The organism is Pseudomonas sp. Q12-87 (assembly GCF_001269755.1).
Lineage (GTDB): Bacteria > Pseudomonadota > Gammaproteobacteria > Pseudomonadales > Pseudomonadaceae > Aquipseudomonas > Aquipseudomonas fluorescens_S.
Map to the genome: position 1 here is coordinate 63,160 of NZ_LHVI01000022.1, position 12,621 is coordinate 75,780.

11 protein-coding genes are annotated in these 12,621 nt (G+C 60.0%); 4 read left to right on the top strand and 7 right to left on the bottom strand.

What is annotated here, in order from left to right:
* Positions 1 to 129 precede the first annotated feature (129 nt).
* Complete coding sequence (locus AD663_RS15760; RefSeq protein ID WP_053214107.1) at positions 130 to 789, bottom strand: glutathione S-transferase family protein; 660 nt, start codon at positions 787 to 789, stop codon at positions 130 to 132.
* 103 nt (positions 790 to 892) lie between these two features.
* Between AD663_RS15760 and AD663_RS15765 the strand changes: the two genes are divergently transcribed.
* Positions 893 to 1,780 (top strand): LysR family transcriptional regulator, encoded by an 888-nt coding sequence (locus AD663_RS15765; RefSeq protein WP_033046102.1) that lies wholly within the window; start codon positions 893 to 895, stop codon positions 1,778 to 1,780.
* Positions 1,781 to 1,898: 118 nt separating this feature from the next.
* Here AD663_RS15765 and AD663_RS15770 read toward each other — a convergent pair whose 3' ends face one another.
* Entirely contained in the window at positions 1,899 to 2,324 is a 426-nt protein-coding gene (locus tag AD663_RS15770) for a helix-turn-helix domain-containing protein (protein WP_053214108.1), read from the bottom strand.
* A 102-nt stretch (positions 2,325 to 2,426) separates the two neighbouring features.
* Here AD663_RS15770 and AD663_RS15775 point away from each other — a divergent pair, with 102 nt between their 5' ends.
* On the top strand, positions 2,427 to 3,038 hold the full coding sequence (locus AD663_RS15775) for a glutathione S-transferase family protein (RefSeq protein WP_003182556.1): 612 nt from the start codon (positions 2,427 to 2,429) through the stop codon (positions 3,036 to 3,038).
* Positions 3,039 to 3,073: 35 nt separating this feature from the next.
* On the top strand, positions 3,074 to 3,304 hold the full coding sequence (locus AD663_RS15780; protein ID WP_003182558.1) for a hypothetical protein: 231 nt from the start codon (positions 3,074 to 3,076) through the stop codon (positions 3,302 to 3,304).
* A gap of 61 nt (positions 3,305 to 3,365) precedes the next feature.
* On the opposite strand, the gene AD663_RS15785 is transcribed toward AD663_RS15780, so the two are convergent.
* The 3 genes from AD663_RS15785 to AD663_RS15795 all read right to left on the bottom strand — a co-directional run bounded on the left by AD663_RS15785 (position 3,366) and on the right by AD663_RS15795 (position 6,633).
* Positions 3,366 to 4,280, bottom strand: a complete 915-nt coding sequence (locus AD663_RS15785) for a LysR substrate-binding domain-containing protein (RefSeq protein WP_003182560.1) — start codon at positions 4,278 to 4,280, stop codon at positions 3,366 to 3,368.
* A gap of 77 nt (positions 4,281 to 4,357) precedes the next feature.
* Complete coding sequence (locus tag AD663_RS15790) at positions 4,358 to 5,662, bottom strand: dicarboxylate/amino acid:cation symporter (protein WP_003182562.1); 1,305 nt, start codon at positions 5,660 to 5,662, stop codon at positions 4,358 to 4,360.
* 86 nt (positions 5,663 to 5,748) lie between these two features.
* Entirely contained in the window at positions 5,749 to 6,633 is an 885-nt protein-coding gene (locus tag AD663_RS15795) for an alpha/beta fold hydrolase (RefSeq protein ID WP_053214109.1), read from the bottom strand.
* 250 nt (positions 6,634 to 6,883) lie between these two features.
* Here AD663_RS15795 and AD663_RS15800 point away from each other — a divergent pair, with 250 nt between their 5' ends.
* Positions 6,884 to 8,806, top strand: a complete 1,923-nt coding sequence (locus AD663_RS15800) for a sigma-54-dependent Fis family transcriptional regulator (RefSeq protein ID WP_053214110.1) — start codon at positions 6,884 to 6,886, stop codon at positions 8,804 to 8,806.
* A 63-nt stretch (positions 8,807 to 8,869) separates the two neighbouring features.
* On the opposite strand, the gene aldA is transcribed toward AD663_RS15800, so the two are convergent.
* Both aldA and AD663_RS15810 read right to left on the bottom strand, forming a co-directional pair.
* The gene (gene aldA / locus AD663_RS15805; protein WP_003182567.1) at positions 8,870 to 10,303 is read right to left on the bottom strand and encodes an aldehyde dehydrogenase; all 1,434 of its coding nucleotides are present in this window, start codon (positions 10,301 to 10,303) and stop codon (positions 8,870 to 8,872) included.
* A gap of 64 nt (positions 10,304 to 10,367) precedes the next feature.
* Entirely contained in the window at positions 10,368 to 12,548 is a 2,181-nt protein-coding gene (locus AD663_RS15810) for a PQQ-dependent dehydrogenase, methanol/ethanol family (RefSeq protein WP_003182569.1), read from the bottom strand.
* Positions 12,549 to 12,621 lie beyond the last annotated feature (73 nt).

A 12,621-nucleotide genomic window follows, 5' to 3' on the forward strand; every position in this document is an offset into this window, starting at 1 on the left:
CGCGACGCTGGGCGCAGCGGTGATTTTGGCCTGGCGGTCCAGAGCGATTGCAGATGCGCTCGTGTGATGGTCGTTACGGCTACGCGCCATAGCAGACCATCATGATTGTGGTTTGGGGGCCTTCAGCCGTCAGCTTACGGCGTCTAGGACTCCAGCCATCCGCTTTTCCACTTCACCACGAGTCGCCTCCCAGGCGGGCACGGTCTCGAGCAGACGCTGCTGCCAAGCGACCAGATTCGGGAATTCTTCGAACGGCGCGCCAGTGCGTCGGTACTGCGAAAACGGTGCGGCAATATCAATGTCTGCCAGGGTCAACGCGTCACCGACCATGAATGTTCGGGCCGCCAGATGTGATTCCAGCACTTGTGCGGCGTTGCGAATACTGGTCATCGCCAACTGGACGATCGCGTCGCTCTTTGGCTTGCCCATGAACGTCGCCCCCGCCCATTCATTGAAGAGAAGCGTGGAAAATATCCGCCATTGCTCACCCGACCAGAACATCCATTGCAGGACCTCCCGCTTCTCTGCCTGAGTCCGTCCAAGCAGGTTGGAGTCTGCTTTCTCGGCAAGGTACAGGTTGATGGCTGACGCTTCCCATATGACGGTATCGCCGTCCTGGAGTACGGGTGTGAGCCCGTGCGGATTCAACGTCAGAAACTCAGGGGTATGGCTTTCACCCTTGAACAAGTCGACATGCATACGTTCGACATCGACGCCCATGATTGCTGCCGCAGCGGTGACGCGACGAAGGCTACCCGAGCCTGGATCGCCGTAGATTTTGATGGACATTGTTTCCTCACATATCGGTTCTGGTAAGTGACGAGAACAGGCTAAATCTTTTCGCCAGATAAAATTATACTGTCGTTCGGCAGAACACTTATTTGGAATACGAATGACTGATCGTTGGATGGAAGTCGAAGTTTTCACCCGGGTAGCGGAGTCGGGAAGCTTCTCCCGTGCGGCCCAGGAACTTGGTCTTTCACAGCCGTCGACCTCCCGCATCGTCACCGGATTGGAAAACCGTCTGGGCGTGAAGCTCTTGCTGCGCACGACGCGCAACGTGGCACTCACGGAAGCAGGCGCGGAATTTCTGGAACGGGCTCGCCAAGCGGCTGCGGACTTGGAGGACGCTGAAGATGCGGCGCGAGGAATTGATTCCCTGCGTGGCACCCTCCGCCTTGCGGTACCCATTGTGTACGGCACCCTGGCGGTCATTCCCGCCTTGCCCGGGTTTCTCGAGCGTTACCCTGATCTACGAGTCGAAATCACCATGCGAGATGAGCGCCAGAACCTGGTGGCGGCTGGAGTAGACATGGCAATCCGGATGGGCACGCTTGAAGACTCCACGTTCGGAGCCCGGCAAATTGCGTCAGTGGCGCGAATGTTGGTGGCGTCGCCTGCATACCTCGCCAGGAAAGGGGTGCCGAAAGTGCCTGAAGAACTGGCGTCTCACGACGCACTTCTGCACGAACAAAGCTTTCCAGAGAAAAGCGCATTGAAACTGTTCAAGGCTGGCACGGAGCAAGTCGTGACGTTGCGTGGAAGGGTCAAGATCGATGCAGCGCCAGGCATTCTGGCGGCTGCAACGGCCGGTCTGGGTATCGCCAATGTGACCACTATCATGTCAGCACAAGGACTACACGACGGCAGCCTCGTTCAACTGCTGCCCGACTATGAGCTGGAGCCATTGAAGGCATTTGCCGTATTTCCGTCGGGCCCCAAGCCTTCGGCCAAGGTGCGGGCACTGGTAGCCCACCTTATCGCGGTATTAGGCGCCTAGCGTACTGAGTTTCAACTCCCAGGAGGAACTGGGATTGAAAGCGGCTAGCCTGGGTTTTGACATACCCTGGCCAAAAGGCGCTATACCCGCAGATCGATGTGTTCCTGAAAACCATTTTTCAGGCAGGGTCTGCTTCGCCCGCCTTTTTTGCTTCATCAAAGGCACGCCGCGCATTGATGATAAGGGGCCAGTGCTCCCTGATCCAACCCGTGAAACCTTCCAGCGCTGGCAACAGGTCCCGGCCCATGTCGGTCAGCTCGTACTCGACGCGAGGTGGCACTTCTGCAAAGCAGTGACGGATGAGAAAACCGTCCCGCTCGAGGTTTCTGAGCGTCACCGTCAACATTCGCTGGGTGATGCCTTCGATACCGTTGCGGATCGCCGAGAACCGCAGCCGGTGGCCAGGAACGATCGCCAGCAGCAACAACGTAAGGATCGTCCATTTGTCGCCAAGCCGGGTTAGCACGTCGTGTGGCGCGCACGGCTTGAGGCGTGGCCCTAGCGCCGTTTCCTCGTAATTGCGACCGTGCAAGGTGCTGGCCATTAGTACCCTCCGTGTGCCCTGGGCACAGAATTGTGCCGTCTAGCGAATGCGATTTTGACAGTATACATTCGTAACCATCAGGTCTAGAGAGGGTTGGAAATTATGCTGCTTTACCAGTTTCGCAAGGGTACCAATCCCCGCCGCGTCATCATTTACCTGGCAGAAAAAGGTATTGATATCCCACGCTACGAGCTTGATTACGAGAACGGCGAACATCGCACTGCCCGTTACCTCAATATCAACCCAGCGGGCCGGGCCCCGACCTTGGTCACCGATTCTGGACTCGCCATTACAGACTCAGGGGCAATCGTCGAGTATCTGGAGGAGCTTCATCCCGACCACCCAATGATCGGCACCGACCCGCTGACACGGGCCCGGGTGCGGTCGCTTGAACGGCTCGGCAGTGAGTTGGTAGCACGCGGCCAGTTGTGGCTATGGAATCGGACTGGCGCCTTCCCCGCAAAGGAGAGCGCGCCCTCCCCGGAGATGGCTGAGCGCATGCATCGTTATGTGACGGAACTGCTCGATGTGCTGGAAAAAGAGATCGGCGACCAGTCTTTTCTCGCCGGTCCGGAGCCAACGATCGCGGACTGTACGACGTTCACCATTTTCCAGACCGCCCGTGAGCGGTTCGACCTGCCGTTGGGTAATGAACATCCCCGTCTCGACGCCTGGTACGCACGCTTCAGGGCTCGTCCTAGCGCAGCGTATTAATCACCCTTGATTCGAATCAGCTCTCTGGAGTTTTCATGGCACGACCGTATCAATCTGGCCGCCTGACGTTCGCGGTGTTGGTGTTCATCGCTGTCTATCCGCTGGTGACAGCGTTGAGTTATCTGATGCAGGCGGCGGCCGCCCACTGGCCAATTTGGCAGCGACACCTGGTGGTCGTGCCGATCGTCGTGCTCGCAATGGTGTTTGCGATCATTCCGGCTATTCAGGCGCTGCTGGTCCGCTTAAAAAATGCGAAATCATTGTAAAGCTGAAGGACTCGCACCGCGCCAGCAAAGCCGCCCTCCTCGGCCTGACCAAAAGCCAAACTCAGAGCGACAGCGCCATGAAATACTTCTGTAGAAATTCGACGCACGCTCGCAGCTTGGCGGAATGGGCCAGCCGTGTGGGATAGACGGCCCAGACATTGGCATTCTGATGGTAGTCGGGCAACAGCTGCACCAGTTTTCCCTGTTCCAGCAGGGGCTTCGCATCCCACATCGAGCGTAGCAATATGCCCCGACCGTCCAGCGCCCATTGCAGGACGATCTCCCCACTGTTAGATGAAAGAGGGCCTTTCACTTTGACACTTCGCTGAGCGCCTTCGTGTTCCAGCACCCATAAGCCAAAGGCATTGTCGCGTTCCTTGAGGACCAGGCAGTCGTGCAGTTCCAGGTCGCTGAGCTGCTGGGGAATCCCCCGGCGCTCAAGGTAGCTTGGCGCCGCGCATAATATGCGTCGGTTACGGACCAACTGGCGCCCGATGTGCTGCTTGGGAATATCATCACCCACGCGGATTTCCAGGTCGAACCCTTCGCTAACGATGTCCACCACACGATCAAACAGGTCCAAGCGTATTTCCAACTCGGGATAGCGCTCGGCGAGCATTGAAAGCGCCGGGGCCACATGGTTTCGACCGAAACCGAAGCTGCTGCACATGTGTAATCGACCGCGGGGAATTTCATGGGCATCAACCAGCTCGTCGGCCATGTGCTGGAAGTCTTCCAGAATGCGTATTGCCCAAGCTCTCACACGCTCACCGTCTTCGGTCAAGGTCACTCGGCGGCTAGTGCGGTGCAGCAGGCGAGTGCCCAGCGTGCTTTCGAGAATCTGGATGCGCTTGCTCACGTAGGCTGCCGACAATCCCAGATCATCGGCGGCGGTGGCAAAACCGGACTTGCGAATCACCGTGAGGAACACTCGTAGATCTTCGGGAAGAGGCGTCGAACCTTTGATATTGATCATTAGCGAAAGAGGTCGGTGTGTGGTCAGTCAGGATAACACTGCATGAACGGGCCCTATCCACCGTTCGCTCATGATTGTCACTCTGCTGCCGCTGGCTTCGGCCGACCGATCATCGACTGCTTTCCACTCTTTATTGCAACTGGCGCCAGCTGGGTGCGGTCTAGCTGGCCTTCCCAGGCGGCCACTACCAGGGTTGCCACGGCATTGCCGATGATGTTGGTCAACGAGCGGCACTCAGCCATGAAACGGTCCACGCCCAAAATCAACACCATCGCCGCCACGGGCACCGTGGGCACCACAGCCAGGCTGGCGGCTAAAGCTACAAAGCCTGCGCCGACCACCGCACCTGCCCCTTTGGACGTCAGCATCGCCACGGCCAACAGGGTGAACTGTTGCTCCAGTGTCAATTCGATATTGGTGGCTTGGGCCAAAAACAGCACGGCCAACGTCATATAAATATTGGTGCCGTCCAGGTTGAAGGTGTAGCCGGTCGGTACCACGATACCCACGACCCCCTTCGAGGCCCCCAAGCTTTCCAGCTTCTGGATCAGTTGCGGCAAGGCCGACTCCGAGGAACTGGTTCCCAGCACGATCATCAGCTCGGCCTTGATATAGCTGAGGAGCTTGAAAATGTTAACGCCGGCGTAACGTGCAATACCGCCTAGAACCACGACGACAAAAAACAGGCCGGTGACGTAGAAAGTCCCTACTAACTTGAGCAGAGGCAGCAATGAACCCAGGCCATACTTGCCGATAGTGAACGCAATGGCGCCAAAGGCCCCAATAGGAGCTACACGGCTGATCATGCCCACGATCCGGAAGAAAACCTCACTGGCTTGGTTTACCAGGCCTGCGAGTGGACGCGCCTTTTCACCGACAATCACCAGGCCAACACCGAACAGGATCGACACAAATAACACCGGCAATATCTCGCCCTTGGAGAACGCATCAAAAAAGGTCGAGGGGATCACATGCAGAAGAAAGCCAACGATGCCTTCGCCATGTTCGGCCTGGCCAACAAAACCGGCGATTGCCGAGCTGTCGAGCGTCTTGACATCGATGTTGAAGCCCGCGCCAGGACGCATCAGATGCGCTGCGAGCAACCCGAGCACTAGCGCGATGGAAGACACCACTTCAAAGTACAACAGTGCCTTGCCACCGACCCGGCCCACCTGCTTGACGTCATGCATGCTGGTGATTCCCGAGACCACGGTGCAAAAGATAATTGGCCCGATGATCATCTTGATCAGCTTGATAAAGCCGTCACCCAACGGCTTCAAGTCGACGCCAAGCGACGGCCAGTAATTGCCGATCAATATGCCCAGGCAGATGGCGATGACGACTTGTACATAGAGTGTTCCCAGCAGCTTTTTGATTGTCATTGTTATTATCCCCAAGCTTTTTCGGGTCGAGACCAGGCGCTCGCAGGCAACGATGTGCCTGCGATTCGATGCCTGTCGATTCAGGGTTAGAGCAGGTCTGCGAAGAAGTCCTGCACGGCTTCGAGCAGAAGTTCAGGCGCTTGCTCTGCGAGGTAGTGGCCGGCTGGCAGCGCTGTGCCGCGAACATTGGTGGCGACCTTTTGCCATTCCTTCAAGGGATCGAAGCAACGGCCGACTGTGCCCTCGGCTCCCCACAGGGCGAGCAACGGCATCTCGAGACGATGCCCGGCTGTGAGATCAGCTCGGTCGTGCTCCAGGTCGAGACTTGCAGCTGCGCGGTAATCTTCACAAATGCCTCGGGCGCTACCGGGCAGTTGCAAGCAACGCAGATACTCGGCGAATGCCTCCTCGGTAAACGGTGTGAGGCCCGCGCTGCGGCTACCCATCACACTGCGCAGGTACTGCTCGGGATTGGCCTCGATGAGGCTTTCGGGCAGCGGCGCCGGTCGAATGAGAAAGAACCAATGCCAGTACGCACGCGCGAAGGCCTCATCGGTTTGCGCGTACATCGCCAGCGTTGGCGCAATGTCCAGCAGCGCCATGCGCTGCACCGCGTGCGGATGGTCCAAGGCCAAGCGATGGGCGACGCGTGCGCCCCGGTCGTGGGCCAGCACGCTGAAGCGGTCGAAGCCAAGAGACCCCATCAGTTCGATGTTATCCATGGCCATCGTTCGCTTGGAGTAATTGCGGTGCTCGGCATCGGCAGGGGGCCGGCTGCTGTCGCCATAGCCACGAAGGTCGGCAGCGACCACGGTGAAATGCTCCGCCAGCCGAGGGGCAACCTTGTGCCAGATAACGTGGGTCTGAGGGTGTCCGTGCAAGAGCAGGAGCCCCGGCCCCGTGCCACCCATGCGAAAGCTTATGTCCACGCCGTTGACATGACGTTTCTGTTTTTGGAATCCGGCGAACATGATTCGACTCCTTGAGGAATAGCCTGAATCCTGAGATCAACCGGCGTGTGGAGCAATAGTTCAAGCGTGTAGAGAACGTTCATGAAGTGTGTTGCAGCTCGCAGGTAGCCATGAGCTTGCTCACTTCGCTCGCGGCATAGCGCCCTCCTCCAACAGCGGCTATCTTAAGCCCTGACGGCCGTGGCTCGTCGCACCTATAACAAGAACGCCGTGCCCGCCCTCGCAAGCGGCACGCTACACGGAGCCTTCCATGACTCGGCATAGCGCGCAGCCCCACCCGAGCGAACTCGCTGCCTTCGTCAACGAGCATTTCCCTGAGCGGCGAATCAGTCCGGACCGGGTGATTGCCCAATCCTGGTATCGCAGCGTCATAAACCATCGACTCGACCCCTCCTCGGCCGCCTGCCTGGATATTCTTTGCGCCGAGGATATCCGCCAGCATCAGCAACGACACCAGCAGTATCTGGATATTGCCAGCCAGGGCGTCAGTGGCTTGGCTCGGCGCGTGGTACCGGCTGGCTTCGCGGTGTTGCTCAGCGACGAACAGGGCATCACCCTCGATGCCCGTCTGCCAGACCAGCATGCGCCGTATGTCCGCTCGGGTTTGGTGGTCGGCGCTCGCTGGGACGAGTCCATCGCCGGTACCAACGGCATCGGCACCACATTGGCAGCGGCCGAGCCCTTGATCATCCATCGCGAGGAGCACTTCCTCACCTCCAATGCCCGCTTGAGCTGTTCCGTTGCGCCGATCTTCAACCCCCAGGGCCTGTTGCAGGGTTGCTTGAACGCGACTTGCCTGAACAGCGATGGGCCCAAGCAAAGCCAGTACCTGACCCTGCAACTGGTGATCCTGTATGCCCGCTTGATCGAGAACGCACACTTTCGCCAGAGCTACCGGGATCGACTGACCCTCTCGCTCAAGCCCATTGATGAGATTGCCGACCTCGCCAACGAGCAGCTATTGGCGCTGGACGACCATGGTCGGGTGATCGGTGCCAATCACGCAGCCTTTGTGGTCCATGACCGAGCCGGTAGCCCGAACCTGCTGGGCGGCCATATCGACCAATTGCTGCCCATGGGCGTCGACGAGTTACTGAGCCTGACCAATGGCGGCGCCCGCAGCCTGCGCCTGCGCGCTCGGCAGGACGAAGCGCTGCTGGACGTTGGCCTGCGCATCCCTTCGAGCCATCACCGCCTGGCGTCCGCACCGGCCAAGGCGCTGCGGCCCCGTCATCCCGATCTGGAACAACTGGCCGGGGATGACCCAACGCTACAACAAGCCGTGCGGCGCTTGCGCAAGGTGATCGACAAAGATATCGCCATCCTCATTACCGGTGAGACTGGCACTGGCAAAGAGGCCTTTGCACGGGCCATTCACCAAGCCAGTGCGCGCCAGGACGGGCCCTTCGTCGCGCTCAACTGCGCGGCCATTCCTGAGAGCCTGATCGAGAGCGAACTGTTCGGCTACCGTGGCGGTAGTTTTACCGGTGCCGAGAAAAAAGGCATGAAGGGCAAGCTGGAACTGGCCAATGGCGGCACGCTGTTTCTCGATGAGATCGGCGATATGCCGGCCCATCTGCAAACCCGTCTGCTGCGCGTACTGGCCGAGCGGGAGATCTCCCCCATCGGTGCCCCAACGCCGGTGGCGCTGGATATTCAGGTGATTTGCGCAACGCACCAGGATCTGCAAGGCATGCTGCGCGACAAGCATTTCCGTGAGGACTTGTTCTATCGCCTCAACGGCATGAACCTCAGCCTGCCGCCCCTGCGCGAGCGCAGTGACCGTGCACAACTGATCCAGCAGCTGCTCGACAGCCAACTCGAAGCCAGGGGTCTGCAGCTCACCGCCCAGGCCCGCCAATGCCTGCTGGACGCACCCTGGCCCGGCAATATCCGCCAACTGATCAATGCCCTGCGCTACGCGGTGGCACTGGCCGAAGACGGCGCCATCGATCTCGACTGCCTCCCCGCCGACCTACTGCTGAGCAACGCACATGCTCAGCCGGCTAGCCAGCTGGCGAGCAGCGAGCCCCCAGCGTCGAGTCTGCTGGCGATCTTGCGCCGACATCGGTGGAATATCAGTGCGGCCGCCGCAGAGTTGGGGGTCGCTCGCTCGACGCTCTATCGACAGATGAAAAAGCAGCGGTTGGTGCAACCCAACGACCGTCTTTAACCCCAGATAAAAAAACGCCCAGAGCGTAATCCGGCCTGGGCGTTTTTCATCGTGGTAGAGCTGTCACGCCTGGATATACACCACGTGGGTATGGGTGTATTCGTACAACCCGTGCTTGCCATCGGCACCGCCAATGCCCGACTTGCGCGTGCCGGCATGGAAGCCCTGCATGGCTTCGAAGTTCTCGCGGTTGATATAGGTCTCACCGAAATCCAGCGAGCGGGTTGCCTGCATGGCCGCGCTGAGACTCGCGGTGTAGATCGATGAGGTCAGGCCGTATTCGCTGTCATTGGACAACGCAATCGCCTCGTCGAGGTCATCGACAATCTGGATTGGCAGCACCGGGCCAAAAATCTCCTTGCGCATGATCTCCATGTCGGCGGAACACCCGGCCAACACCGTTGGCTGATAGTGAAACCCTTGGCCCAGATCGGCCACCGCACCGCCAGTAATCACCTGCGCGCCCTGCCCGCTCGCGGTCCGGACCATTTGCGCCACCTTGTCGAGCGCCGCGCGATTGATCAGCGGGCCCATGTCCAAGCCATTTTCGGCCAACGGATCACCATAACGAGTGCCAGCCATGGCCGCCGCAATACGCTCGATAAACGCATCGGCCACCTTGCGCTCGACGTACACGCGTTCGGCGCAGTTGCACACTTGCCCGGTATTGATCACCCGCGAGGCGGTAATCGCCCTGACTGCAAGATCCAGATCTGCGTCAGCCAGCACAATGGCAGGCGCCTTACCGCCCAATTCCAGATTGAGCTTGGTGATATTCGGCGCTGCGGCGGCCATGATTCGCGAGCCGGTGCCGACGCTGCCGGTGAAGCTGATCAGGTCGATGCCCGGATGACTGGTCAGCGCATTGCCGACCGTCGCGCCGGTGCCGCAGACCACATTGAACACCCCCGCCGGTAGATCGGTTTCGGCCACCAGGCGGGCGAACTCGAAGCAGTTGATCGGCGTTTCTTCGCTCGGCTTGATCACGATGGTATTGCCGGTCAGAAGCGCCGGCGCCATCTTGCGGGCGATCAGGAAGAACGGAAAATTCCAGGGCAGAATCCCGGCGACCACGCCGAGGGGTTTACGCAGCAAAAAGATGCTTTCACCGGGCCGGTCGCTGCTCAGCACTTCGCCTTCCAGGCGCCGTGCCCATTCGGCCATATAGTCGAGGTAGTCGGCCGTGAAGTTCACCTCGACCCGCGCCAGTTCCAGGACTTTGCCCTGCTCAGCGGTAATGATCCGAGCCAGGCGTTCGCCGTGCTCGCGTATCTTGCTGGCGATTTTGCGCAGATAGCCCGCACGTTCAATAGCCGGCCGGGCGGCCCAGGCCTTCTGTGCCTGACGCGCCGCGGCAATGGCCCGCTCGACTTCAGCGCTGCTGCCCTGGGGCACATGCGCCAGTAATTGGCCGTTGGCCGGGTTATGCACCTCAAGATGCTCGTCGCTGGCGACAAAGGCATTGGCGATGTAGTTCTGGTAGATGGCGTGACTCATATCCGCGTCTCTCCTGTCGGGAATGAATGCGGCCGACCGGTGATGCTACCGGTCAGCCGGGGGCTTATTGCTTGGCGCTGAATTTCTTCCAGGCCTGGCCTTCGTCCTGAAGGTCGTGGGATCGCTTGATCAGGTACTGATGGATCTGGTCCACCTGCTCGGGGGTAAAGGCATCGGCGAAGGACGGCATGCCATCGGGCACGCGACCACCGAACAGGATGCCGAGGAACATCTGGTGCTTCTCCGGCGTCAGCTTGCGCAGGTCCGGCAGCACGCCGCCGCTGACTGCGTGGATGCCATGGCACTGTGAGCAGTAACCGTCATAGAGCTTGCCGCCGGCCTCGATGGACGCTGTGTCGGTGCTCAGCGCGGGTGGTTTCGGGGTATCGGGACGTGGCGCCGGCTCCTGCAACTTGGCCGTGCCCCCAATCTTGTAGGTCAGCACTTGGGAAAAAGGTTGTACCCCGGCTCGCAGCGACAGCGCTCCAGCGAAGGTGGAAAACGCCCCGCCCCAACCGGCCATGAACGTCACATACTGCTCTCCGTCGACGCTGTAGCTGATCGGCGCGGCCATCACACCGCTGGCGGCAGGTTGTTCCCAGAGTTTCTTACCGGTATCGGCGGCGTAGGCAATCACTCGCCCATCGGCACTGCCTTCGAACACCAGGTTGCCGGCGGTGCTCAAGGTGCCGCCGTTGAAGATGGTTACGTAGGGCACTTCCCAGGCCGGCTGCTGCTTGACCGGGTCCCAGGCGATCAGCTTGCCCGACCAACCCTTGGCCATCTCCAACAGGCCGTCGACATTTTCCGGCATCATCCCGGTACGCAGGCCCAACTGGTAAATGCTCTTGAAGGGGTTGCGCTTGGGCGCCTCGGGAATGTGCTCGTAGTAGGCCGACATGATATGCGCCGGGATGTAGACCAGCCCGGTGTTCGGGTTGTAGGACATCGGCTGCCAATCATGGGCGCCCCAGAAGGCCGGCGTCACCAGCTTGCGCTTGCCGTCCTTCCAGTAAGCCGCATTTTCGTCATCGACGATCGGCCGGCCGGTCTTCATGTCCATGCCCTTGGTCCAGCTTTGCGGCACGATGCCCTTGGCCGAAAGCAATTCACCGGTGGCGCGGTCGATCACATAGAAGAAACCGTTCTTGGGCGCCTGCATCAGCACTTTGCGCGGTTTCCCATCAATTGGCAGCTCGGCGAGGATCATGTGCTGGGTCGCGGTGTAGTCCCACGCGTCGCCCGGCGTGGTCTGGTAGTGCCAGGCGTATTCACCGGTATCGGCGTTGACCGCGACAATCGACGACAGGAACAGGTTGTCGCCCTTGGCCTGGCTGCGCCATTTCGGGTCCCACAGCGAACCGTTGCCGACACCGATGTACAGCAGGTTCAAGTCCGGGTCGAAGGCAAACGAATCCCAGGCTGTACCGCCGCCGCCCTGCTCGACAAATGCCTCGCCGTGCCAGGTCTTGGCGGCAATGGCCATCGCCTTGTCTTCCGGTGGCAGCTTGGGATCGCCGGGCACTGTGTAGAAGCGCCAGGCCTGCTTGCCGGTCTCGGCGTCATAGGCGGTGACATAACCGCGCACACCGAATTCCGCGCCGCCGTTGCCGATCACCACCTTGCCGTTGACCACCCTGGGCGCGCCCGTGATGGTGTAGCTGCGCTTGTGATCGGCCCGGGTATCGACCGACCAGGCGCGTTGACCGGTCTTGGCATCGATGGCCTCCAGGCGGCCATCCAGCACGCCGACATAAACCTTGCCCTTCCACACCGCGACGCCACGGTTGACCGCATCGCAGCAGGCCTCGCCCGCGCGGTTGCGGTCCGACTTCGGGTCGTACTTCCAGATCAACTTGCCGTCACGGGCATCCAGCGCATACACCACCGAAAACGGCCCGGTGGTGTACATCACGCCATCGACCACAATCGGCGTGGCCTCGACACCACGGTCCAGATCGAGCTTATAACTCCAGGCCAGTCCAAGCTGACCGACGTTCTGGTCGCTGATCTGCTTGAGCGGGCTGTAGCGCTGCTCGTCGTAGGTCCGCCCGGTGCTCATCCAGTTGCCGGGTTCCTTATCGGCGGCGACCAGTCGTTTGCTGTCGACATTCGCCGGCCCCTCAGAGGCCGACGCAGACGCAGTCGCCAGGCTCAACAGCAAAGCCGTGACCAGGGATTTCAGAGGGATACCGGCGACGGTGGATCGAGCGCCGGAAAGCGAGGCATGGCCAATCTGTCTCATGGGATCAGTCCTGTTCTTATTAGTGGCGCGGTCATTTCAATGCGCACCAGTGAAAGAGCAACGACCATGCCAC

Excerpts from the sequence above, each read along its gene's own strand:
- AD663_RS15760 (WP_053214107.1), bottom strand. The coding sequence starts at position 789 with ATGTCCATCAAAATCTACGGCGATCCAGGCTCGGGTAGCCTTCGTCGC.
- AD663_RS15765 (WP_033046102.1), top strand. The coding sequence starts at position 893 with ATGACTGATCGTTGGATGGAAGTCGAAGTTTTCACCCGGGTAGCGGAG.
- AD663_RS15770 (WP_053214108.1), bottom strand. The coding sequence starts at position 2,324 with ATGGCCAGCACCTTGCACGGTCGCAATTACGAGGAAACGGCGCTAGGG.
- AD663_RS15775 (WP_003182556.1), top strand. The coding sequence starts at position 2,427 with ATGCTGCTTTACCAGTTTCGCAAGGGTACCAATCCCCGCCGCGTCATC.
- AD663_RS15780 (WP_003182558.1), top strand. The coding sequence starts at position 3,074 with ATGGCACGACCGTATCAATCTGGCCGCCTGACGTTCGCGGTGTTGGTG.
- AD663_RS15785 (WP_003182560.1), bottom strand. The coding sequence starts at position 4,280 with ATGATCAATATCAAAGGTTCGACGCCTCTTCCCGAAGATCTACGAGTG.
- AD663_RS15790 (WP_003182562.1), bottom strand. The coding sequence starts at position 5,662 with ATGACAATCAAAAAGCTGCTGGGAACACTCTATGTACAAGTCGTCATC.
- AD663_RS15795 (WP_053214109.1), bottom strand. The coding sequence starts at position 6,633 with ATGTTCGCCGGATTCCAAAAACAGAAACGTCATGTCAACGGCGTGGAC.
- AD663_RS15800 (WP_053214110.1), top strand. The coding sequence starts at position 6,884 with ATGACTCGGCATAGCGCGCAGCCCCACCCGAGCGAACTCGCTGCCTTC.
- aldA (WP_003182567.1), bottom strand. The coding sequence starts at position 10,303 with ATGAGTCACGCCATCTACCAGAACTACATCGCCAATGCCTTTGTCGCC.
- AD663_RS15810 (WP_003182569.1), bottom strand. The coding sequence starts at position 12,548 with ATGAGACAGATTGGCCATGCCTCGCTTTCCGGCGCTCGATCCACCGTC.